This is a genomic window from Micromonospora sp. NBC_01412 (genome assembly GCF_045040215.1).
GTDB lineage: Bacteria > Actinomycetota > Actinomycetes > Mycobacteriales > Micromonosporaceae > Micromonospora > Micromonospora rubida.
On the sequence record NZ_CP109528.1, the window covers coordinates 4,788,539 to 4,809,932 of the forward strand.

At 75.0% G+C, this 21,394-nt stretch carries 17 protein-coding genes and 1 riboswitch; of the genes, 13 read left to right on the plus strand and 4 right to left on the minus strand.

What is annotated here, in order from left to right; translation table 11 throughout:
- Positions 1–45 precede the first annotated feature (45 nt).
- The 5 genes from OG617_RS21910 to OG617_RS21930 all read left to right on the plus strand — a co-directional run bounded on the left by OG617_RS21910 (position 46) and on the right by OG617_RS21930 (position 5,525).
- Positions 46–1,275: a winged helix-turn-helix domain-containing protein gene (locus OG617_RS21910; RefSeq protein ID WP_405094891.1), complete on the plus strand. Its 1,230-nt coding sequence runs from the start codon at positions 46–48 to the stop codon at positions 1,273–1,275.
- A complete protein-coding gene (locus tag OG617_RS21915) occupies positions 1,272–1,859 on the plus strand; it encodes a DUF2752 domain-containing protein (protein ID WP_405094892.1) in 588 nt (195 codons plus the stop codon). The genes OG617_RS21910 and OG617_RS21915 overlap by 4 nt, the downstream gene beginning before the upstream one ends.
- Before the next feature lie 207 nt (positions 1,860–2,066).
- A complete protein-coding gene (gene thyX / locus OG617_RS21920; protein ID WP_405103879.1) occupies positions 2,067–2,804 on the plus strand; it encodes an FAD-dependent thymidylate synthase in 738 nt (245 codons plus the stop codon).
- A 53-nt stretch (positions 2,805–2,857) separates the two neighbouring features.
- Positions 2,858–3,781, plus strand: coding sequence for a 4-hydroxy-tetrahydrodipicolinate synthase (dapA, locus tag OG617_RS21925; protein WP_405094893.1), 924 nt, complete (start codon positions 2,858–2,860; stop codon positions 3,779–3,781).
- A gap of 55 nt (positions 3,782–3,836) precedes the next feature.
- Positions 3,837–5,525 (plus strand): ribonuclease J, encoded by a 1,689-nt coding sequence (locus OG617_RS21930; protein WP_405094894.1) that lies wholly within the window; start codon positions 3,837–3,839, stop codon positions 5,523–5,525.
- Between the two features lie 101 nt (positions 5,526–5,626).
- Here the strand turns inward: OG617_RS21930 and OG617_RS21935 are convergent, their stop codons facing one another.
- Together OG617_RS21935 and OG617_RS21940 are read right to left on the minus strand one after the other, a co-directional pair.
- Entirely contained in the window at positions 5,627–7,336 is a 1,710-nt protein-coding gene (locus OG617_RS21935; protein WP_405094895.1) for a YbjN domain-containing protein, read from the minus strand.
- Entirely contained in the window at positions 7,333–7,812 is a 480-nt protein-coding gene (locus OG617_RS21940; protein WP_396675643.1) for a YbjN domain-containing protein, read from the minus strand. The genes OG617_RS21935 and OG617_RS21940 overlap by 4 nt, the downstream gene beginning before the upstream one ends.
- A 113-nt stretch (positions 7,813–7,925) precedes the next feature.
- Between OG617_RS21940 and OG617_RS21945 the strand changes: the two genes are divergently transcribed.
- On the plus strand, positions 7,926–10,394 hold the full coding sequence (locus tag OG617_RS21945; RefSeq protein ID WP_405094896.1) for a DNA translocase FtsK: 2,469 nt from the start codon (positions 7,926–7,928) through the stop codon (positions 10,392–10,394).
- A gap of 30 nt (positions 10,395–10,424) precedes the next feature.
- Here the strand turns inward: OG617_RS21945 and OG617_RS21950 are convergent, their stop codons facing one another.
- Positions 10,425–10,739, minus strand: coding sequence for a DMT family transporter (locus OG617_RS21950; RefSeq protein ID WP_405094897.1), 315 nt, complete (start codon positions 10,737–10,739; stop codon positions 10,425–10,427).
- A 57-nt stretch (positions 10,740–10,796) separates the two neighbouring features.
- Positions 10,797–10,869, minus strand: a riboswitch (guanidine-III (ykkC-III) riboswitch).
- Positions 10,870–11,039: 170 nt separating this feature from the next.
- Here OG617_RS21950 and OG617_RS21955 point away from each other — a divergent pair.
- From OG617_RS21955 to pspM, 7 genes are all read left to right on the plus strand, one after another.
- Entirely contained in the window at positions 11,040–11,963 is a 924-nt protein-coding gene (locus tag OG617_RS21955; protein ID WP_405094898.1) for an ornithine cyclodeaminase family protein, read from the plus strand.
- A gap of 151 nt (positions 11,964–12,114) precedes the next feature.
- Positions 12,115–13,602 (plus strand): 30S ribosomal protein S12 methylthiotransferase RimO, encoded by a 1,488-nt coding sequence (gene rimO, locus OG617_RS21960; RefSeq protein ID WP_405103881.1) that lies wholly within the window; start codon positions 12,115–12,117, stop codon positions 13,600–13,602.
- Positions 13,603–13,679: 77 nt separating this feature from the next.
- Complete coding sequence (gene pgsA, locus OG617_RS21965) at positions 13,680–14,273, plus strand: CDP-diacylglycerol--glycerol-3-phosphate 3-phosphatidyltransferase (protein WP_405094899.1); 594 nt, start codon at positions 13,680–13,682, stop codon at positions 14,271–14,273.
- A 161-nt stretch (positions 14,274–14,434) separates the two neighbouring features.
- Positions 14,435–15,010, plus strand: a complete 576-nt coding sequence (locus tag OG617_RS21970; protein ID WP_396675634.1) for a CinA family protein — start codon at positions 14,435–14,437, stop codon at positions 15,008–15,010.
- A 160-nt stretch (positions 15,011–15,170) separates the two neighbouring features.
- Positions 15,171–15,632 (plus strand): helix-turn-helix domain-containing protein, encoded by a 462-nt coding sequence (locus OG617_RS21975; protein WP_396675632.1) that lies wholly within the window; start codon positions 15,171–15,173, stop codon positions 15,630–15,632.
- Between the two features lie 316 nt (positions 15,633–15,948).
- On the plus strand, positions 15,949–16,818 hold the full coding sequence (locus OG617_RS21980; protein WP_405094900.1) for a PspA/IM30 family protein: 870 nt from the start codon (positions 15,949–15,951) through the stop codon (positions 16,816–16,818).
- Positions 16,819–16,912: 94 nt separating this feature from the next.
- The gene (gene pspM, locus OG617_RS21985) at positions 16,913–17,698 is read left to right on the plus strand and encodes a phage shock envelope stress response protein PspM (RefSeq protein ID WP_405094901.1); all 786 of its coding nucleotides are present in this window, start codon (positions 16,913–16,915) and stop codon (positions 17,696–17,698) included.
- Between the two features lie 4 nt (positions 17,699–17,702).
- On the opposite strand, the gene OG617_RS21990 is transcribed toward pspM, so the two are convergent.
- Positions 17,703–21,347 carry a multicopper oxidase domain-containing protein gene (locus OG617_RS21990; protein ID WP_405103883.1) on the minus strand — a complete coding sequence of 1,215 codons (3,645 nt, stop codon included), beginning with the start codon at positions 21,345–21,347 and terminating at the stop codon, positions 17,703–17,705.
- Positions 21,348–21,394: the final 47 nt, after the last annotated feature.

Consider the following 21,394-nt stretch of genomic DNA (forward strand, 5'->3'; position numbering starts at 1 on the left):
CAGCGAGCCGCACCGGTGTCGTACACCTCGATTAGGGTGCCCACGATGGTCACACCGGAAGCACTCTCGCTCGCCCAGGCCCGGCGGGTGGCGCTGGCCGCCCAGGGCTTCGCCGACCCGGCGCCCGCCGGGGTGCCCACCCGCCGGCACCTGCGCCGGGTGCTTGACCGGGTCGGGCTGATCCAGATGGACTCGGTCAACGTGCTGCAACGCGCGCACTACCTGCCGCTCTACAGCCGGCTCGGGTCGTACCCGACGACGCTGCTCGACGCGGCGACCTACCACCGCCCCCGGGAGTTGTTCGAATACTGGGGGCACGAGGCGTCGCTGGTCCCGGTCGGGCTGCACCCCGCGCTGCGCTGGCGGATGGCCCGGGCGCACGACGACGCCTGGGGCGGGATGCGCCGCATCGCCCGGGAGCAGCCGGGCCTGGTCGCCTGGGTGCGCGACGAGGTGGCCGCCCGGGGGCCGCTGACCGCCGCCGAGATCGAGCACGACGCTCCCCGGGAGACCGGCAACTGGGGGTGGAACTGGTCGGCCGTGAAGATGGCCCTGGAGTTCCTGTTCTGGGCCGGCGAGGTGGCCGCCGCCGACCGCACCACCTCCTTCGCCCGCCGTTACGACCTGGCGGAGCGGGTGCTGCCCCCGGCCGTGCTGGCCGCGCCCACCCCGACCGACGCGGAGGCGTACCGGGCGCTGGTCGGGATCGCCGCCCGGTCGCTCGGGGTGGCCGCCGAGCCGGAGCTGCGCGACTACTTCCGCCTCCCGGTGCTCGGCGCCCGGCAGGCGATCGCCGAGCTGGCCGAGGCCGGCGAGCTGACCCCGGTGACGGTGCGCGGCTGGCGACAGCCGGCCTGGCTGCACGCCACCGCCCGGCTGCCCCGCTGGGCGCGGGGAAACACGCTGGTCAGCCCGTTCGACCCGCTGGTCTGGGAGCGTGGTCGCACCGAGCGGCTGTTCGGCCTCAGCTACCGCATCGAGATCTACGTGCCAGTCCCGCAGCGGGTGTACGGCTACTACGTGCTGCCGTTCCTCCAGGGCGAGCGGTTCACCGCCCGGGTCGACCTGAAGGCCGATCGGAGGGCCCGCGTGCTGCTGGTCCCGGCCGCCTGGGCGGAGCCGGGCATCGACCCGGGGGAGACGGCGGTCGCCCTGGCCGCCGAGCTGTACCGGCTGGCCGGCTGGCTCGGGCTGGACGCGGTCGCCCCGCCCGCCGCCGGCGACCTCGCCGTCCCGCTGGCCGCCGCGCTGAGGAGCGGGCCCGGTGTACCGTGATCGGCGTGACGAGCGTTGACGGCCCGGCCGGTCCGCATCCGCATCCGCATCCGCAGCAGCAGCATCCGGAGCCGGATCCGCAGCAGCCTCCGGTAGCGCCGGGCGAGTGGCAGCCGGGGGCGTACCCGGTGGCCGAGCCGGACCGGTTGACCCGCTTCGTCATGCGGGTCTACGACCGCTCGCCGCGTTGGGCGGTGCCCCTGGCCGCGCTCGGCTGCGTCGGCCTCGGCGTGGCGTACGCGCTGCTCAGCGACCCGACCCGGGCCGCGCCGGACGCCGCCCCGAGCTGCCTGCTGAAGCTCACCACGGGGCTGGACTGCCCGGGCTGCGGCGGCACCCGCGCGCTCTGGTACGTGCTGCACGGCGACGTGCCGGCCGCCGCCCGGCACCACTTCCTCTTCGTCTTCGCGCTGCCCTTCCTGACGTACCTCTTCGTGGCCTGGGCCGGGAAGCAGGCGTTCGGCTGGCGGCTGCCGGAGCCGCAGATCAGCTCGAAGCTGATCGGCGGGTTCCTGGCCCTATGGCTGGTCTTCTCGGTGGCTCGCAACCTCCCCTGGGCCCCCTTCACCTCCCTCTACGTCTGACGCCCGCAGACCGGGCCCGGCCGGCGGACGCCTCGGGTCGGGTTCCCTGGGTCCTTTGGAGCTGAATCGTTCGCGTCATCTCCATCTGGCTGGCACCCCTGCACCGTCGCCGCCGGCGGCACCCCGGCTGGGTGACCGATGTTGCACCGGGCGAGCCTGGCTTGGGCGCCCCGGCGGGTGGCCACTACAGTCCCAGGAATGCCGGAGATGGTGCAGCCCCAGGTCAAGCTGATCGCGTGGACCCAGTTCCAGGCCCCGGACGACGTGCCGTGGTCGACCGACGCCGACGGTGGCCAGGCGCTCGCCGAGTTCGCCGGCCGGGCCTGCTACCAGAGCTGGAAGAAGCCGAACCCGGTCACCGCCACCAACGCCGGCTACCTGGCGCACATCCTGGAGGTCGGGCACCTGTCGGTGCTGGAGCACGGCTCGGTGAGTTTCTACTTCACCGGGGTGTCCCGCTCCTTCACCCACGAGCTGATCCGGCACCGGCACTTCTCGTACTCCCAGCTCTCCCAGCGGTACGTCCCGGAGCGTGACGCCGCCATGGTCGAGCCCCGGGCGATCGCCGAGGACCCGGAGCTGCACAAGCGGTTCGTCGAGGCCGCCGAGGCCGGCGTGCGGGCGTACACGGAGCTGCTGGAGGGCCTCGAGGAGCGGTTCGCCGACGAGCCCAACCCGACGCTGCGCCGCAAGCAGGCCCGGCAGGCGGCCCGCGCGGTGCTGCCCAACGCCACCGAGACCCGGATCGTGGTCACCGGCAACTACCGGGCCTGGCGGCACTTCATCGCGATGCGGGCCACCGAGCACGCTGATGTGGAGATCCGGGAGGTGGCGGTGGAGTGCCTGCGCCAGTTGCAGGGGGTCGCCCCGAACGTCTTCGCCGACTTCGTCGTCACCACCCTGCCAGACGGTACGCAGGTCGCGGTGAGCCCGCACGGCGAGTGAGTCCTGAGCCCTTCCCCGCCGGCCCCCCGGTGGTCGTCCGCTAGGTTGTGAACATGACGCACGACCACCCAGTTGCCACCGAGCGGGCGGTGTCTCGCCCGTTCGGCCGACTGCTTACGGCCATGGTGACCCCGTTCAACGCCGACGGCTCCCTCGACCTCGACGGCGCCGTACGGCTCGCGAACCACCTTGTCGACGAGCAGGGCAACGACGCGCTCGTGCTCAACGGCACCACCGGTGAATCGCCCACCACCACCGACGCGGAGAAGGAACGCCTGATCCGGGCGGTGGCGGAGGCGATCGGCGACCGGGCCAGGGTGGTCGCCGGGGTCGGCACCAACGACACCCGGCACACCATCGAGCTGGCCGCGGCGGCCGAGAAAGCCGGCGCGCACGGCCTGCTCGTGGTGACCCCGTACTACAACAAGCCGCCGCAGAGCGGGCTGATCCGGCACTTCACCGCAGTCGCGGACGCCACCGGACTGCCGATCATGCTCTACGACATCCCGCACCGCGCCGGGGTGCCGATCGCCACCGAGACCCTCGTGTGCCTCGCCGAACACGGCCGCATCGTCGCGGTCAAGGACGCCAAGGGCGACCTCACCGCCACCTCGTGGGTGACCAGCCGCACCGAACTGGCGTACTACAGTGGCGAGGACTCGCTCACGCTGCCCGCCCTGGCGGTCGGCTGCGTCGGCGTGGTCGGCACCTCGACCCACTTCACCGGCGCGCTGACGAAGCGGATGATCGAGGCGTACGACGCGGGCGACACCGGCACCGCGTTGGCGCTGCACCGGCGGCTGCTGCCCCTGTTCACCGGCATTTTCCGTACCCAGGGCACCATCCTGGTCAAGGCGGGCCTGGCAGCCAAGGGCCTGCCGGCCGGCCCGGTACGACCCCCGCTGGTGGATGCCACCGACGACGAGATCGCCCAGCTGCGCGCGGACTGCGCGGCGGCGGGTCTGGAGCTCCCCTGATGAACGAACGACACGACGGACGCCGAGTTACGGCGTCGCAGAATGAGGTGGACGCGTGACCGAGGCGCACAACGAGGGGGAGCTGCCCCCGCCGCTGCCGGAGGGCGGCCTGCGGATCATCCCGCTCGGCGGGCTCGGTGCCATCGGTCGGAACATGACCGTCTTCGAATACGACGGCAAGCTGCTGATCGTCGACTGCGGGGTGCTCTTCCCCGACGTCGAGCAGCCGGGCGTGGACCTGATCCTGCCCGACTTCGGCCCGATCCTGGACCGGCTCGCCGACGTGCAGGCGATCGTGCTCACCCACGGCCACGAGGACCACATCGGCGCGGTGCCGTACCTGCTCGCCCACAAACCAGACATTCCACTCGTCGGCTCCCAGTTCACCCTCGCCTTGGTCGAGGCGAAGCTGGCCGAGCGGCGGATCCAGCCCTACACGCTGACCGTGCGGGAGGGCGGTCGGGAGCGGCTCGGCCCGTTCGAGTGCGAGTTCTTCGCGGTCAACCACTCGATCCCGGACGCACTCGCGGTGGCCATCCGCACCCCGGCCGGCCTGGTGCTGCACACCGGCGACTTCAAGATGGACCAGCTCCCGCTGGACGGCCGGATCACCGACCTGGCCGGCTTCGCCCGGCTCGGCGCCGAGGGCGTCGACCTGCTGCTGTCGGACTCCACCAACGCGGAGATCCCCGGCTTCGTCACCCCGGAGCGGGAGATCGGGCCGGTGCTCGACTCGATCTTCGCGAAGGCGAAGGGGCGGATCATCGTCGCCTCGTTCGCCTCGCACGTGCACCGGGTGCAGCAGGTCTTCGACTCGGCCGCCGAGCACGGCCGCAAGGTCGCGCTGATCGGCCGCTCGATGGTCCGCAACATGGGCATCGCCCGGGACCTCGGCCTGCTCAACATCCCGGCCGGCCTCGTGGTCGGCATCGAGGAGGCGACCACGCTGCCGCCCGAGCAGCTTCTGCTGATGTCCACCGGCTCGCAGGGTGAGCCGATGAGCGCGCTGGGTCGGATGGCCAGCGGCGACCACCGGCACATCACCATCGCCCCCGGCGACACGGTGGTGCTGGCGTCCTCGCTGGTGCCCGGCAACGAGACCTCGGTGTACCGGGTGATCAACCGGCTGGCCCGGGCCGGCGCGGTGGTGGTGCACAAGGACGTGGCGAAGGTGCACGTCTCCGGCCACGCCCCCGCCGGCGAGCTGCTCTACCTGCTCAACGTGGTCCGCCCGAGCAACCTCATGCCGGTGCACGGCGAGTGGCGGCACCTGCGGGCGCACGCCCGGCTCGGCATCGAGTCCGGGGTCGCCCCGGACCGGGTGGTGCTCTGCGAGGACGGCGACGTGGTCGACCTCGTCGAGGGCCGCGCCACCCTGGTCGGTCACGTGAAGAGCCGGTACGTCTACGTCGACGGCCTGGCCGTCGGCGACGTCAGCGAGTCGCTGCTCACCGAGCGGCGGATCCTCGGCGACGGCGGGTTCATCGCCACCACCGTGGTGGTCGACTCGGTCACCGGCAAGGTGGTCGGCGGCCCGACCCTCTCGGCGAAGGGCTTCTCCGAGGACCCGGAGGCGTTCAACCCGGTGGTCCCGCTGGTCACCGAGGCGCTGAACCGGGCCGCGGCGGACGGCATCACCGACCCGCACCAGCTCCAGCAGATCGTCCGGCGCACCGTCGGGCGCTGGGTCAACGACAAGTACCGGCGCCGGCCGATGATCGTCCCGACGGTCGTCGAGGTCTGACGGCCTGCGCCTCACCGCGCGTTCCGACGCCGGCCAGCCCCTCGGGGCGGGCCGGCGTCGGCGTCCCCGCCCATCCGGGGCACTCGGACACCCGTCCCGGGTCAGGGGAGCGCGGCGACCGCCTCCGCGTACGCGACGCCGGTGGCGACCGCTGCGGTGACCAGCACGTCGAGCTGCGCCGGGGCCACCCCGTGGGCCAGGTCGGTGGTGACGTCGCCGGCCAGCACCAGCTCCCCGCCGTCGTCGTGCGCGTACGCCTTGGGCAGCAGCCGGTCGTGGTTCCAGACGTTGCAGAACGCGTACGCCTCGGCACGTCGGTCCGCCGGCAGGCGCCGGGTGGCCAGCACCCGTACGTGCAGGATCTCGCCCCGCTCCCCGGCCTGCCGGAACTCGATCACCGCCGGGTCCCACCGCCCGACCACGGCCCCGCCGGCCCGCACCGTCCAGGCGTCCCCGCGCCGGTCCAGGGCGGCCGTGACGAGGGCGACGGTCAGCGCCTGGGGCTCGTCCTCGGCCAGCCCGTCGTGTCCGTCGTCCGTGCCGTCGCCGTCCGTGCCGTCGCCGTCCGTCTCCTCGGCGGGCAGCGGGACCGGGCCGGCGACCGGCCGTTCGGCCAGCCGGGCGGCGATCCGGCCGGACTGGTGACCCGTGCCGTTGCGGGCGTCAAAGCTGCCCGCGAGCCCGGTCGCCAGCTCGGCCAGCAGCCCGCCGAGCCGGGCCACGTCGACGTCCCCGCCCGCCCGGCCCGTGGGGGGCGGTTCGGGCATCCGCCGGTCGCCCCGCCCGGCCTCGGTGGCGAGGGCGCACAGCAGCGCCCCGGCGGCGGCGAACTCCATCGTCGCCATGTCGTCGGCCGGGTGGCCCAGCCGGGACACCTGCTCGGCGAGGATGTCCAGGCCCCGGTCCAGGTGCCCGCCCAGCGCGCAGAACCGCAGGTGCGCGGCGAGGTACGGGAAGGCCGCCCGTTCCCGCCGGTGCCGCCGGTACGCCTCGACGTGCGCCCGGCCGGCCCGCTCCGGCTCACCGGCGCGTAGCAGCGGCAGCAGCGCCCCGGCCAGCGCCCGCTCGGGCTGGTCGGTGCAGTACGCCGAGCCCCGCGCCGGCTCGTCGAACAGCGGGCGCAGCTCGGCCAGGGCCGCCGCCCAGTCGCCCCAGCCGGTGAGCAGTTCGGCCCGGCGGGATGGGGCGCAGCCCGGACAGCCGGCGGCCGGGTCGGCGGGGGCGGTGCGCCAGCGGTCGTACCAGCGGCGGGCCGCCGGCTCGTCGCCGAGGTGGTCGGCGAGCCGGCAGCGCAGCTCGGCCACCAGGTCGCCCGGCGCGTCATCCGCGTCGCCCAGGTCACCCGCGTTACCCGCGTCGCCCGGCCCGCCGGGGGAGCGGGCGAGGTCGTCCAGCTCGGCCCGGGCCTGGTCCAGCCCGACCCGGGGGGTGGCGAACACCGCCTCCACCGCGAAGCGCTGGTAGCGGCGCAGCTCGACGCCCCGCTCGCCGGCCGGCCCGGGCACCCGGTCGAGGAGCTGCCGGCAGCGCCGGACCGGCTCGAACAGCCGCCACCGCTCGCCCTGCCGCAGGTACGCGTCGATCAGCGCGAACCGGGCGTCCAGGCCGGTGCGCAGGTCGCCGGCAGCCTCGGCGTCGGCGGCGACCCGTTCCAGTTCGGCGGCGTGCGGCTCGGAGTCGGGCAGGTCCCGCGCGGCGGCCAGCGCCTCGGCCGGGCTTCGGTCGCCGCCCGCCGGCCCCCGGGACCGGCCCTCCCCGCGGCCCCCGAGTCGGCCTTCCCAGGGGCGTGGCTGCCCTGGCGTTGCGGTCACTGCCGGGCCCCGCTCGCCAGCTGCCCGACGGCGGCGGCGAGCTGGCAGCCGGTCGAGATGCCGCAGTCGAGCAGCTGGTCGAGCTGGTGGGGGGTCACCCCGCGTTCCAGGTCGGTGATCACCTCGCCGCAGACCAGGGCGCGTCCGTCGTCGTCGACGTGCACGAACGCCTTGGGCCAGTAGCGGTCGTGGTTCCAGGAGTTGCAGAAGGCGTGCAGGGTCGACACGTACTCGATGGGGAAGGTCGGCCCGGCGACGGTGCGCACCTGGAGGATCTCACCGGCGGCGCCCATCCGCAGGAACCAGATGAGACTGTCGTCCCAGCGGCCGAGCAGCCGGCCCTGCGGGTCCACCGAGACCGCGTACCCCCGGGTGCGCAGCACGGCGGCGATCAGCTCGCCGGTCAACGGGCGCAGCTCCCGGCCAGGCCCGGCCAGGGGGCCGTCCGGGCCGTCCTCGAAATCCGGCGACGCCATCGGGCATCCCTTCTGAGGCGAATAACACAACAGGCGGCGCCGTCAGTGCTGCGACGCGCGGACACGACCCGGAAAAGCGGCGATCCGCCGGGTCCCGCCGTTACGGTGACTCTATGGCGGGCCGTACCTCTCAGGCGAGTCGGCGACGCGGCGCGTCGCCGCGTGGCACCACGAACAGTCGTGCCCGTCAGCCGGCGAAGAAGACCACCAAGGCGGCGCCCCGGCGGCGCACCGCCGCGCGGCCCGGCCGGGCACACCACGTGGGCCGCGCGATCGGCACGGTGTGGATGGGGCTGGCGCACGGCGTCGGCTGGGCGGTGCGGGCCGCCGGCCGGCAGGCCGCCTCGGCCCGCGACCTCGACCCGGAACACCGCCGCGACGGTGGCGGCCTGCTGCTGCTCGGCCTCGCCCTGCTCAGCGCGGTGGCCATCTGGTTCTCCGGGGCCGGTCCGCTGGGCGCCCGGCTCGCGGACTCGGTCCGGCTCTTCCTCGGGGCGATCTCGGTCGTCGTGCCGGTGCTGCTGTCGATCGGCGCGTGGCGGTTGATGCGCACGCAGGCCGATCCGGAGCACCGCGGTCGGGGCCTGGTCGGCTGGGGGTCCATGCTGGTCGCCACGGCGGCGATGCTGCACATCGGACAGAACCCGGTGGACTCGGTCCAGCGCGACTACGCCGGCGGCCTGATCGGCGCGGGCATCGGCGACCTGCTGGAGAGCGCCGTCACCGCCTGGGTGGCCGTGCCGCTGCTGCTCCTCCTGCTGGTCTTCGGCCTGCTGGTGGTCACCGCCACCCCGATCAACAAGATCCCGGAGCGGCTCGGGCTGCTCGCCGGGGCGGTGGTCGGCACGCCGCCGGCCGTCGACGAGGTCGAGGTGGTGGAGGTGGTCGAGAAGAAGCCGGCCCGCCGCCGCCCGGCCAAGCGCGCCGCGCCGCCGCTGCCTGACCCGGACGACTTCGAGGAGGGGTACGAGGGGGTCGACCTCCAGGAGACGGTGGTGCTGCCCCGCAAGCCCCCGGCGAAGGTGCCCGCCACCCGTAAGCCGGTCGAGCCGCCGGAGCACTCGCCCGCGCCCACCCGGGCCGAGCAGCTCGCGCTCAGCGGCCTGTCCGGCGACTACATGCTGCCGCCGGCCAACATCCTCAGCGGCGGTGCCGCGCCGAAGACCCGGAGCAAGGCCAACGACGAGGTGATCGCGGCGCTGACCGGGGTGTTCGACCAGTTCGGGGTGGACGCCGCGGTCACCGGCTTCACCCGGGGCCCGACGGTCACCCGGTACGAGGTCGAGCTGGGGTCGGGCGTCAAGGTCGAGCGGATCACCCAGCTCTCCCGCAACATCGCGTACGCGGTGAAGTCGCCGGACGTGCGGATCCTCAGCCCGATCCCGGGCAAGAGCGCGGTCGGCGTGGAGATCCCGAACACCGACCCGGAGAACGTGGCCCTCGGTGACGTGCTGCGCTCGCGGGTGGCCACCAGCGACCACCATCCGATGGTGGTGGCCCTCGGCAAGGACATCGAGGGCGGGTACGTGGTGGCCAACCTCGCGAAGATGCCTCACATTCTGATCGCGGGCGCCACCGGGGCCGGGAAATCCTCATGCCTCAACACCCTGCTGGTGTCCATCCTCACCCGGGCGACTCCGGACGAGGTGCGGCTGCTGCTGATCGACCCGAAGCGGGTCGAGATGACCGGCTACGAGGGCATCCCGCACCTGGTCACCCCGATCGTGACCAACGCGAAGAAGGCGGCCGACTCGCTGGAGTGGGTCGTCCGCGAGATGGACATGCGCTACGACGACCTCGCCGCCAACGGGGTCCGGCACCTCGACGACTTTAACCGCAAGGTGCGCAGTGGGGAGATCACAGCCCCGCCGGGCAGCGAGCGGGAGATGCGGCCGTACCCGTACCTGCTGGTGATCGTCGACGAGCTGGCCGACCTGATGATGGTCGCCCCTCGGGACGTGGAGGACTCGGTCGTCCGGATCACCCAGCTCGCCCGCGCGGCCGGCATCCACCTGGTGCTGGCCACCCAGCGCCCCTCGGTCGACGTGGTGACCGGCCTGATCAAGGCCAACGTGCCGTCCCGGCTGGCGTTCGCCACCTCGTCGCTGGCCGACTCGCGGGTCATCCTGGACCAGCCGGGCGCGGAGAAGCTGCTCGGCCGAGGCGACGGCCTGTTCCTGCCGATGGGCGCGTCGAAGCCGGTCCGGATCCAGGGCGCCTGGGTCACGGAGCGCGAGATCGCCGACGTGGTGAAGTTCTGCAAGGACCAGCGCGAGCCGGAGTTCCGCCCGGACGTGCTGGCCCCGGCGCAGGACACCCGGAAGAAGGTCGACGAGGAGATCGGCGACGACCTGGACCTGCTGGTGCAGGCGGTCGAGCTGGTGGTCACCTCGCAGTTCGGCTCGACCTCGATGCTCCAGCGCAAGCTGCGGGTCGGCTTCGCCAAGGCGGGCCGGCTGATGGATCTGATGGAGACCCGGGGCGTGGTCGGCCCGTCGGAGGGTTCCAAGGCCCGTGACGTGCTGGTCAAGCCGGACGAGCTGGAGGAGGTCCTGGCCGGCCTGCGCGGCGCGGGGGACTGACCGCGCCGACGGGACGGGGATCCCACGGCGTCAGTGGAAGACCTTCAGGCCGACCACCCCGGCCACCACCAGCAGCAGGCAGAGGATCCGGGGCAGGTTGGTCGACTCGCCCAGCGCCAGCATCCCGACCAGCGCGGTGCCGACCGCGCCGATGCCGACCCAGACCGCGTAGCCGGTGCCGACGGGGATCTCCCGCAGCGCGTACGCCAGCCCCAGCATGCTGAGCACCAGCGTGACGGCGAAGACGAGCGAGGGGAGGGGGCGGCTGAAGCCGGCGCTGCGGTCGAGGGCGATCGCCCACGCCGTCTCCAGGATTCCGGAGACCACCAACACGATCCAGGCCATGAGACGTCACCTTTGCGGGGGCCCGGACCGCCGGGGACCGGGACGAGTGGGCACAACTCGCGGGCGTCTTGGCCTTACCGGGTACGCCCACCCTCGTCCGGGACGGCCGTTGTCGTGCCTCGGCCACCGCCCCCGACGCTAGCACCATGTCCCGCCCACCCCGCCGATCACGCAGTCGTGACAGGCGAGAGGGTGACAATGCCCGTTGCGCGGGTCACCCCCTCATGTATCGGCGGGTAGGGGGTGAGGTCGGGCACGGCGATTGACATGAAGTTGAGTTCAAGTATCAGTATTGCCGGCATGGCTCTGCTCGTCTCCGACCGGGAGGTCGCCGCCGTCCTCGACGCGTCCACCACCGTGGCCGCGATGCGGGACGCCCTGCTCGCCGCCCACGCCGGCCGGCTGGTCGCGCCGCCCCGGGCGTCCGCCCCGCTGGGCGGCGGCCGGATGGTCCTCACCGCCGGGCAGCTCACCGACGAGTGGTACGGCTACCGCACGTACGACACGTTCGGCCATCCGCAGGGTGAGCAGCTCGTCGTCCTGCACGACGGGCGGACCGGGGCCGTGCGGGCGGTCGCCGTCGGCGAGGAGCTGGGCTCCCGGCGCACCGGAGGGCTGGGCGGGGTGGCGGTCGACGCGCTGGCCCGACCGGACGCGGCCACCCTCGGCGTGATCGGCTCAGGCGGGCAGGCGTGGACCCAGGTCTGGGCCGCCGCCGCCGTGCGCCCGCTGCGCGAGGTGACCGTGCACAGCCGCTCGGCGGCCCGCCGGGAGGCGTTCGCCGCCCGGGTCCGCGCCGAGCTGGGCATCCCGGCCCGCGCCGTGGCCACTGCCCGGGCCGCCGTGGCCGGCAGGGACGTCGTGGTGCTCGCCACCACCAGCCACACGCCGGTGCTGGCCGCCGCCGACCTGGCCCCGGGCGCGCACGTCAACGCGGTCGGCTTCAAGCAGCGCGGCCGGGCCGAGTTCGGCACCGATCTGCTGGCCGCCGCCGACGTCCTGGTCACGGACTCGCCGGCCCAGGCGATGGCGTACGACCCGCCGATGCTCGCCGCGCTGCCCCCGTACGTGGGGCGGCTGGCCGACCTGGGCGCGGTGCTGGCCGGGGCGGCCCCGGGGCGGACCGGCGCGGACCAGGTGTCGGTGTTCTGCTCCACCGGCCTGGCCGGCACGGAGGTCTTCCTGCTCGACCGCCTGGTCCGGGTCGGCGCGGCCCGGCTCTGACGGCGGGCCGGCCCCCGGCCCCCGGCAGTCGGCGCCGTGGGTGGCGACCGCCGTTGCCGGGCGGCCTCCGCACGCCCGGTACCCTCGGAGGGTGTCTGCCACCTCCCCTTCCGACCACTCCAGCTCGGCGCGCCTGGCGCCGCGCCGCGACCTGGAGCCGTCGTCCGCCGCCACCGGCCGCCGCGTCGCCCTGCTGACGCTGGGCTGCGCCCGTAACGAGGTCGACTCGGAGGAGTTGGCTGCCCGGCTGCACGCCGACGGCTGGGAGGTGACCACCGACGGCGAGGGCGCCGACGTGGTGGTCGTCAACACCTGCGGCTTCGTGGAGAAGGCCAAGCAGGACTCGATCCAGACGCTGCTGGCCGCCGCCGACACCGGCGCGAAGGTGGTCGCCGCCGGCTGCATGGCCGAGCGGTACGGCCGGGAGCTGGCCGACAGCCTGCCCGAGGCGCAGGCGGTGCTGAGCTTCGACGACTACCCGGACATCGCCGCCCGGCTCGACGCGGTCGTGGCCGGCGAGGCGTTCGACGCGCACACCCCGCGCGACCGGCGCGAGCTGCTGCCGCTGACCCCGGTCGCCCGGCGGGACAGCGCGGTCTCGCTGCCCGGCCACGGCACCCCGCGGGCGGTCGTGCAGACCGACGAGCACACCCCGGCCCACCTGCGCCAGGTGCTGCGACACCGGCTCGACACCGGCCCGGTGGCGTCGCTGAAGCTGGCCAGCGGCTGCGACCGGCGCTGCGCGTTCTGCGCCATCCCGGCCTTCCGGGGCGCCTTCGTCTCGCGTACGCCCGACGAGCTGCTCGCCGAGGCGGAGTGGTTGGCCCGCAGCGGCGTCCGGGAGCTGGTGCTGGTCAGCGAGAACTCGACGTCGTACGGCAAGGACCTGGGCGACCCCCGGGCGCTGGAGAAGCTTCTGCCGCAGCTCGCCGCCGTGTCCGGCATCGTCCGGGTCCGGGTGAGCTACCTCCAGCCCGCCGAGACCCGGCCCGGGCTGGTCGAGGCGATCGCCGGCACGCCGGGCGTCGCGCCGTACTTCGACCTGTCGTTCCAGCACTCCAGCGAGTCGGTGCTGCGCCGGATGCGCCGTTTCGGCTCCACCGACCGGTTCCTGGAGCTGCTGGCCTCCGCCCGCGCCCTGGCCCCGCAGGCCGGTGCGCGGAGCAACTTCATCGTCGGCTTCCCCGGCGAGACCCGCGCCGACATCGACGAGCTGGTCCGGTTCTTCACCGAGGCCCGGCTCGACGCGATCGGCATGTTCGACTACAGCGACGAGGATGGCACCGAGGCCGCCGGCCTGCCCGGCAAGGTCTCCGCCGCCACGATCAAGCGCCGGTACGACAGGCTCAGCGCGCTCGCCGACGAGCTGTGCTCGCAGCGCGCCGAGGAGCGGCTCGGCTCCACGGTCGAGGTGCTGGTCGACTCGGTCGACGACGGCGTGATCGAGGGCCGGGCGGCGCACCAGGCCCCCGAGGTCGACGGCTCGACCACCCTGGTCGCCCCGGGCGAGGGTGGCGTGGACCTGGCCGCGCTGCGCCCCGGCGACCTGGTGCGGGCGACGGTCACCGCCACCGAAGGGGTGGACCTGGTCGCCGTCCCGGATGAGATGATCTCGGCGGCGCCCGGCGCGGCACGGTGACGGCGGGCCCTGAGAGAGCGGGGGAGCCACGTGGTGCGGTGCCAGGTACGCCACGGCGGCCCGGTCGGGGCACGCCGGTGACTCCGGCGGCGGAGTCGACGCCGTCGCCGGTGGTCGCCCGGGTGCCGGTGCTCAACGCGGCCAACCTGCTGACCCTGCTGCGGCTGGTGCTGGTGCCGGTCTTCGTGGCGATGGTCGTGGTGTCGGCGATGAGCCACTCCGGGTGGCGGATCGTGGCCTGCCTGATCTTCGTCTTCGCCTCGGCCACCGACCTGGTGGACGGCTGGATCGCCCGCCGCTTCGGCCTGGTCACCTCCGTGGGCCAGGTTGCCGACCCGATCGCCGACAAGGCGCTCACCGGCGCGGCCCTGGTGCTGCTGTCCTGGTACGACCTGCTGCCCTGGTGGGTGACCGCGCTGATCCTGGTCCGCGAGCTGGGCATCACGGCCTTGCGGTTCTGGGTGATCCGGCACGGCGTCATCGCGGCCAGCCGAGGCGGCAAGATCAAGACCGCGCTCCAGATCCTCGCGATCACCTGGTACCTCTGGCCGATGCCGTTGGCCCTCGCCGCCGTCGGCCCCTGGATCATGGCCGCTGCGGTGGTCGTCACGGTGGTCACCGGCTTCGACTACATCGCCCAGGCCCTCCGGCTCCGTCGGCCCCGCCCCTGACCCAGCCAGCCGGCCCCGGCCTTCCCGGAGCCCGTTGGTCACCGGGTGGCCGGCGGCCCGCCCGGCGTGTCCGGGCGACCACCACATGATCACGGTGGTGGGCGGGAGGATGCGTGGACGGGGTGGCGTAGGGCGGCAGCGGCGGGGAAAGGAACGTGGGCATGGGGACGGATGCGAACGGGCGGCGGCCGGTCGGCAGCCCGGCGGCCGGGGTGGTGCACCGCCTCGCCCAGCGGCACGAGACGCTGGCGACCGTGGAGTCGCTCACCGGCGGGCTGCTCTCCGCCTCGATCGTGGAGATCGCCGGGGTGAGCGGCGTCTACCGGGGCGGGTTGATCGTGTACGCCACCGAACTGAAGGCGTGGCTGGCCGGCGTACCGGAGGACCTGCTGGCCGACCGCGGACCGGTCGACCCGGACGTGGCCCTCGCCCTGGCCGAGGGCGGCCGGCGGCGCTGCGGGGCCGACTGGGGGCTGGCCACCACCGGCGTGGCCGGGCCGCAGCCGCAGGGCGGCAAGCCGGTCGGGCTGGTCTACGTCGCCGTCGCCGGGCCGGGCGGCGCCGAGGTCACCCGGCTCGACCTGGACGGCGGCCGGGACCACATCCGCTCCGCCACGGTGATCGAGGCGCTGCGGCTGCTCGCCCAGCGGATCCACGCGGCGGATGCGGCGACGGTGCCAGGCACGCAGGCCGCCGCCGACGGCGATCCCGCGACCGCCGCGACGGGTGGGCGCTGAGCGGCCGCCGCTGGAGATGGTGGGGCGGGGTGGGATGTCACCGGGGCCGGCAGCGGGTACGGTTGCGGGAAGGCTCCGACGCGTGTCGTCGGCACCGGCGCGGTACACCGCGCCGGGAACGACCGCCGTCGGAGGGGTGAGACCAGTCAGGGGAGGTGCGATGGTCCTGCTACGCCGGGTGATCGGTGACGCACTGCGGGCGCGCCGGCAGGGGCAGCAGCGCACCCTGCGCGAGGTCTCCTCCGCAGCGAACGTGAGCCTGGGCTACCTGTCCGAGATCGAGCGCGGCCAGAAGGAGCCCTCCAGCGAGCTGCTGGCCGCCATCTGCGCCGCCCTCGGTGCCCGCCTCTCCGAGCTGCTCCGCGAGGTCAGCGACACGGTGGCGCTCGCCGAGCAGCTCCCGGGGGTGCTGATGCCGGTGCAGGACGAGCCCGTCGAGCAGACACCGGTGGGCCGCGCTTCCGTCCGCAACGCCGCCGGCCGAGGGATGCGCCAGGTCTCCACGGGCGGCTCGGTGTCGGTCGCGGTGCACCAGGACTCGCCGCTGAAGGCCACCCTGCGCAGCACGCGGGTGCGCCCCGCCGACCGCGACCGCGACCGCGACGTCGTCTGCGCCGCCTGATCCGGCCCACCGCCTGATCGACAGCCCGCCGCGCGGCCCACCCCGGACGCCGACCGCGCCCAGGATCGCCTCGTTGCGGGGCCCCGACGCCACCCGCCCGCCCGCGCGGCAGGTGCGACCCCGGCCACCCGACGACGTGGCCGGGCTTTCCCGCGCCGCGTACTGTTGATCAGACGGCGGCGCGTGCCGCTCGTGGCTGTACGGATGCCGGGCTGGCGCCCGGCTGGGACCATGGCTTCACTGCCGCGTGCGACCGCCGGCCGGACCGCCCGGCACGGTCGGGGCGGCGCGACTCTACTGAGGGGATACCGCGGAGATGGCGAACCCGTTCGTCAAGGGCTGGAAATACCTGATGGCGCTCTTCGGTGCCCGGATCGACGAGCACGCCGACCCCAAGGTGCAGATTCAGCAGGCCGTCGAGGAGGCGCAGCGTCAGCACCAGGCGCTGGTCCAGCAGGCGGCGGCGGTGATCGGCAACCAGCGTCAGCTGGAGCTGAAGCTGTCCCGGCAGATGTCCGAGGTCGAGCGGCTCCAGGGCAACGCCCGGCAGGCCCTGGTCCTCGCCGACCAGGCCCGGGCCCGCGGCGACGAGGCGGAGGCCGGCAAGTACGAGCAGACCGCCCAGATGCTGGCCACCCAGCTCGTCTCGGCCGAGCAGGCCACGGAGGACCTGAAGACCCTGCACGACCAGGCGCTCGGCGCCGCCGCGCAGGCCCGCCGGGCGGTGGAGAACAACTCCATGATCCTCCAGCAGAAGCTGGCCGAGCGCACCAAGCTGCTCAGCCAGCTGGAGCAGGCCAAGATGCAGGAGAGCGTGGCGCGCTCGCTGGAGTCGATGTCCTCGCTGACGGCCTCCGGCAGCACCCCCTCGCTGGACGAGGTGCGGGACCGGATCGAGCAGCGCTACGCCACCGCGATGGGCCGCGCCGAGCTGGCCGGCAACTCCGTCGAGGGTCGGATGCTGGAGATCCAGAAGGCGTCCCTGGACTCGGCCGGCTCGTCCCGGCTGGAGCAGATCCGTTCCAGCATGGCCGGCGAGCAGCTCGCCGGCCGGCAGGACGGCTCGGCGGCGGGGCAGGGGCAGGCCGCTCCGACCGCCGACCCGGCCGCCGCGGCCCGGCTCGACCAGATCCGGGCCAGCATGGGCCAGGAGCGCGGCACCGGGGACACCACCGCCGCCAGCTGAGCGGCACCAGCGCCGCTGGTCGGGCGGCACCAGGGGCGGTCGGGCCGGGCGGCGTCAGCGTCGTCGGCCGGGCGGCCGGAGTGAGGAGGCACGCATGGCAGACGAGCGAGCACGCTACTTCCGCGAGCTGCGCCGGCTGCGGCGGGCCGCGCGCCGGTGGAGCGTCCTGGGCGGCGGTCTGACCGGGGCGGCGGCCGTGCTGACCCCGTACGCCGGGCTCGGGCTGCCCGACGCGGCCTGGGCCGGCGCCGCGGGCAGCGCGGTGGCCCTGGCCGCCTGGCGCTGGATCGACCTGCGGGCCCTCGCGGCCCGCCCCGCGCCCCCGGCACTCGACCCCGCCGAGGCCGCCGCCCGGTCCCGGGCCCGGCTGGTCGCCGCCGTGGAACGGCTCCCGGCCGGGCAGGGGATAGTGGCCGAGGTGCGCCGGGCCCGGTCCCGGCTGGCCCTGCGGGGCACCAGCGTGGCCGAGCCGTGGGCCCGGCTGGACCGGGCCGCGCTGACCCTCGGCGGGATGACCGGCCGGCTGACCGGGCTGGCCGAGCCGGCCGTGCTGGAGGCCGCCGCCGCCGACCGCTCGCTGCGCGAGCTGGCCGGGCGGACGGCCAGCGTCGAGCGGGCCCTGCGGCTCGCCCCGGCCGACGCCCGGGCCCCGCTCGCCGAGGCCCACCGGGAACTGTCCGGGCAGCTCGAGAGCGGGGTGGCCGCGTACGAGCGGCTGGTGGTGGCCGCCGCCGGCTACCTGGCCGAGGACGCCCGCCCCACCAGCGAGCACGCCGCCGCGTCCCGGCTCGCCGAGGCGACCGACCTGCTGCACGGGGTGGCCTCGGCACTGGCCGAGCTGCGCGCGGTCGGCGACCCCCTGCGCGCCCCCACCCGCTGACCGTTCACTTGGGGGTGCTCACCGCCACCGCCGGGGTGAACGGCGAGCTGCCGACCACGTTGAACGACCGCACCCGGTAGTGATACGTCACGCCCCGGGCCAGCCCGGTGTTGGTGAACCCCCGCCCGTGCACCGTGAACGCGACGACCTCCCGCTCGAACGCCGGGTCGAGGGCCCGCTGCACCACGAAACCCGCCCCCGGCCCGCCCGGCGGCCCCGCCGCCCAGGTCAGCGCCACCGCCGCCGTGTCGGGTGCGGGGGCGCTCGCGGCGCCGGCCAGCGCCGTGGGCGGCGCGGGGCGGGGCGGGGTGGTGACGGTGGCGACCGTCGACCACGGCGACGCCGTCCCCAGGTAGGTGGTCCGCACCCGGTAGTAGTAGGTGGTCTCCGGGGCGACCACGGCGTCCACGTGCTGCCCGTCCACCCCGATCGCGGTGGTCACCGGCCCGCTGGTGAACGTGGGGTTGGTGGCCCGCTGCACGTCCACGCCGGTGGCGAAGGAGCGGTTCGCCCAGCGCAGCGCCACCCGCGGCGGCGCTGCCGGCGGGATCGCCGCGACCAGCCCGGCCGGGGCGGCGAGCCGGACCGTCGCCGGCACCCCGTTGGACCAGGCCGAGCAGCTCACCTCGTTCTCCGCCCGGATCCGGTAGTGGTACGTCACCCCCGGGGTGACCGTCGCGTCGGTGTACCGGCTGGCGGCGGCGGCCACCGTTATCGCGGTGACCCCCTCGGTGAACGCGATGTCGGTGGCCCGCTGGAGCAGGTGGCTGCGGGCCTGCGGGTGGCTGCCGTTGCCGGTCCAGGTCAGCGCGATCGCCGGCAGCACGGTCGCCGATCCGGCCACCGGCGTGGCCGTCAGCCCGGTCGGGGCCTTCGGGGCGACCCGCAGCACCAGCGGGCGGCTCATGCCCTGATCCCGGTGGCCGCCGAGCTGGCTGTGCCAGCGGTACTCCCAGCCCATGTTGACCAGCTGGTTCACCACCGCCGCCGGCCGGCCGTCGAGCGGGCTGACCGGGGTCGAGCCGATCCGGGCGCCGGCCGGGCGCGTCGGGTCGAGCAGCCGGACGCTGTCGCCGAGCTTGAACGGCAGGACGGGTGCGACGGGGCGCAGCGCCACGATCACGTCCTCCCGGGGGTTGACCCGGACCGTCTCCTTCCAGCCCAGCTCGTTGGCCTCCGGCAGGCGGATCGTGCCGTCCCGGCCGACACGGTTGACGAGCTGCACGTCGCAGCCGGCGACGTGCACGGGGTGGGTCTGCCCGGCGTCCCCGATGATCCGCCAGAGCTGGGTGCCGTCGGCGGGGGCGCCGATCGGGACCGTCGGGTCGGCGATCACCAGGGTCTCGGTGGCCGGGTCGACCGGCCCGAGCGGCAGGGTCACCGGGCCGAGCGGGCCGGCGTTCGGGTGGGCGACCCCGAGCCGGCCGGCCACCCGCCCGTACGCCGGCTCGAACACCTGCCCCACCGCCTTGACCGCCAGCGGCAGGGTCACCGGGACGGCGGCCCCGGCCGGGGTGAAGCTGACCGAGGTGGCGTGCGCCGTGACCACGGTGTCCCCGGCCGTGCGGGTGCCGAACGCGGCGTCGTACGCCGGCTGGGGCACGATCGGCGGGCGCTGGCTGGCCGCGTACGCGGCGGGCAGCCGGTCGGCGAGCCGGGCCAGGTCGAACGGCTCGGCGGGCTCGCCGGCCACCCGGAACTGGAGCAGGGTTCGGGTGTTCGGCCCGTACCCGGGGCGGGTGCCGTCGATCCCGCCGACGGCGGTGCGGTCCGGCGCGTCGGTGTGGTGGTCGTAGCGGGGGTCGAACCGGGGCAGCGGGGCCGGGCAGTCGTTGTACAGGATCACCGTGGCCCCGGGCGGGACGGCGGAGAAGTCGACCACCACGTCGGCCCGTTCCCCGGGGGCGAGCAGCAGGGTGTGCCCGTCGACGTTCAGCACAGTCGGGTCCTGCCGGTCGTACCGGTAGCCCACCGGGCGGTTGGGCAGCACCACGGGGGCGGGCAGCAACCCGCACTCGTTGCCGACCTGGACGAACTCCGGCCCGGCCGCGGCGGGATCCGGCACCCCGCCGTCGCGGCCGTCCGTGGGCCAGTGCGCCGGGCGGCCGGGGGAGCGGACCGCCTCCACCATCGGCACCTCGCCCGCGCCCGCGTCGCTCAGCTCGCCGTCCGGGCCCCACATCGGGCCGTCCGAGCGGGCCCGGTAGAGCTGGAGGTTCAGGCCGCGGTCCGCGCAGGCGTTGAGGATCCGGAACCGGTACGCCCTCGGCGCCACCGTCAGGTACGGGTAGGCGAGGCCGTTGACCAGCGGGGTGTCGCCGTACGCCTCCGGCACCGCCGACGGGTGCGGCACGCCCGGGGCCAGCGGCGGCTCGTCGGGGGCGGCGACCGGGTCGTGGTGCGGGTTCGGCGCCGGCCCGGCCGGACGGCCGTCGGTCTCCGGGTCCGGCCCCGGTCGGGCCGCCGCCTCCCGGCCCGGCGGCGGGCCGGTCCACGGGCCGTAGTCCCAGCGGCCGGTCGGGTTGCCGCCCGAGGCCCGGTACGGGTTCTGCCGGGGCTGGTAGACGTGCGGGTGCCACAGGCTGCCCCGGGCCCCCCAGCGGTCCCGGTCCCAGGTCGGGTCCTGGGCGGCGAGCTGGGTGTCGTCCGGCACGAAGGTGCGGTCCTGGATCACCAGCGGCAACTGCTCGGCGGGCAGCACCCCGTCGGCGACGAGGCGCTCCTCGGCCGGGTCGGTGAGCAGGTAGAGCGCGAGCTGACCGGAGTGGACGGTGAGCCGGGACAGGCCGAGCGTGTTGTCGTGCAGCCACATCAGCCGGCCGCTCTGCTCGTTCGGGTAGTACAGGGTCGTCGCCCCGTGGCCGGGCGGCGGCATGTCCGGCACGTGGGTCAGCCCCACCCCCGTCGGGTACGGGGTGATCTCGCCGGCCGGGGTCACCCACTGCCACGGGTTGCCGGCGCTGATCCAGCCGGTCTGCCCGCCGTACAGGTGCGGCACGGCCCGGTTCTGCGGGTACGGCGCCGGCCCGTCCAGCGGCCCGGCCCCCGCCCCGTCGAGGGTCGGATCGACGGGCAGGAACAGGTCGCCGGCCCGCCCGGTGGGGAGCTGGTTGATGAACTTGATCCGTACCGGCCGGCCCCGCCGGGCCACGATCACCGGCCCGAGCAGGTACGGCCGGTCGGGCGGGGCGACCGTGTTGTGCCCGGAGCCGTCGGTGCCCAGGTTGAGCTGCCGGTAGCCGCGCAGCCGGGTGGCGGGCAGGTCGCGGTGCAGGCGCTGGGCGTACTCCTGGAGGCCGATCTCGTAGTAGTCGCAGCCCGGCCAGGTGATGGTGTCGGGTACGGCCACCGGCAGGTACCCGCCCAGCTCGGTGCGGCCCGCCTCGCCCGGGCCCGGCAGCGCGTCGACGAACTTGCGCAGGCCGGTGCCGGGGATCGTCCCGCCCCGCCCGTCGGGGACCGGAAGCGGGCTGGCGGCGAAGTTGGGCACCGGCCCGAAGCAGCGGGGGACCGCGGCCGGGTCGAGGCTGGCCGGGGCGGGGGCGGCCTCCTCGGCGGCCCGGGCCGCCGGCACGGTCGGCCCGCCCTCCCGGCCGGTGCGGACGGCCCGGCCGGTGAGGTTGGGGCGCAGTCTGCGGAACAGCACGATGGCTCTCCCCGGGATCGAGGCGGGCCGACCGCCACTCCCTCGGGGCG

Coding starts and splice junctions, on each gene's coding strand:
- OG617_RS21910 (WP_405094891.1), top strand. CDS start 46: ATGGTCACACCGGAAGCACTCTCGCTCGCCCAGGCCCGGCGGGTGGCG.
- thyX (WP_405103879.1), top strand. CDS start 2,067: ATGGTGCAGCCCCAGGTCAAGCTGATCGCGTGGACCCAGTTCCAGGCC.
- dapA (WP_405094893.1), top strand. CDS start 2,858: ATGACGCACGACCACCCAGTTGCCACCGAGCGGGCGGTGTCTCGCCCG.
- OG617_RS21940 (WP_396675643.1), bottom strand. CDS start 7,812: ATGGCGTCGCCGGATTTCGAGGACGGCCCGGACGGCCCCCTGGCCGGG.
- OG617_RS21945 (WP_405094896.1), top strand. CDS start 7,926: ATGGCGGGCCGTACCTCTCAGGCGAGTCGGCGACGCGGCGCGTCGCCG.
- OG617_RS21950 (WP_405094897.1), bottom strand. CDS start 10,739: ATGGCCTGGATCGTGTTGGTGGTCTCCGGAATCCTGGAGACGGCGTGG.
- OG617_RS21955 (WP_405094898.1), top strand. CDS start 11,040: ATGGCTCTGCTCGTCTCCGACCGGGAGGTCGCCGCCGTCCTCGACGCG.
- OG617_RS21970 (WP_396675634.1), top strand. CDS start 14,435: ATGGGGACGGATGCGAACGGGCGGCGGCCGGTCGGCAGCCCGGCGGCC.
- OG617_RS21975 (WP_396675632.1), top strand. CDS start 15,171: ATGGTCCTGCTACGCCGGGTGATCGGTGACGCACTGCGGGCGCGCCGG.
- OG617_RS21980 (WP_405094900.1), top strand. CDS start 15,949: ATGGCGAACCCGTTCGTCAAGGGCTGGAAATACCTGATGGCGCTCTTC.
- pspM (WP_405094901.1), top strand. CDS start 16,913: ATGGCAGACGAGCGAGCACGCTACTTCCGCGAGCTGCGCCGGCTGCGG.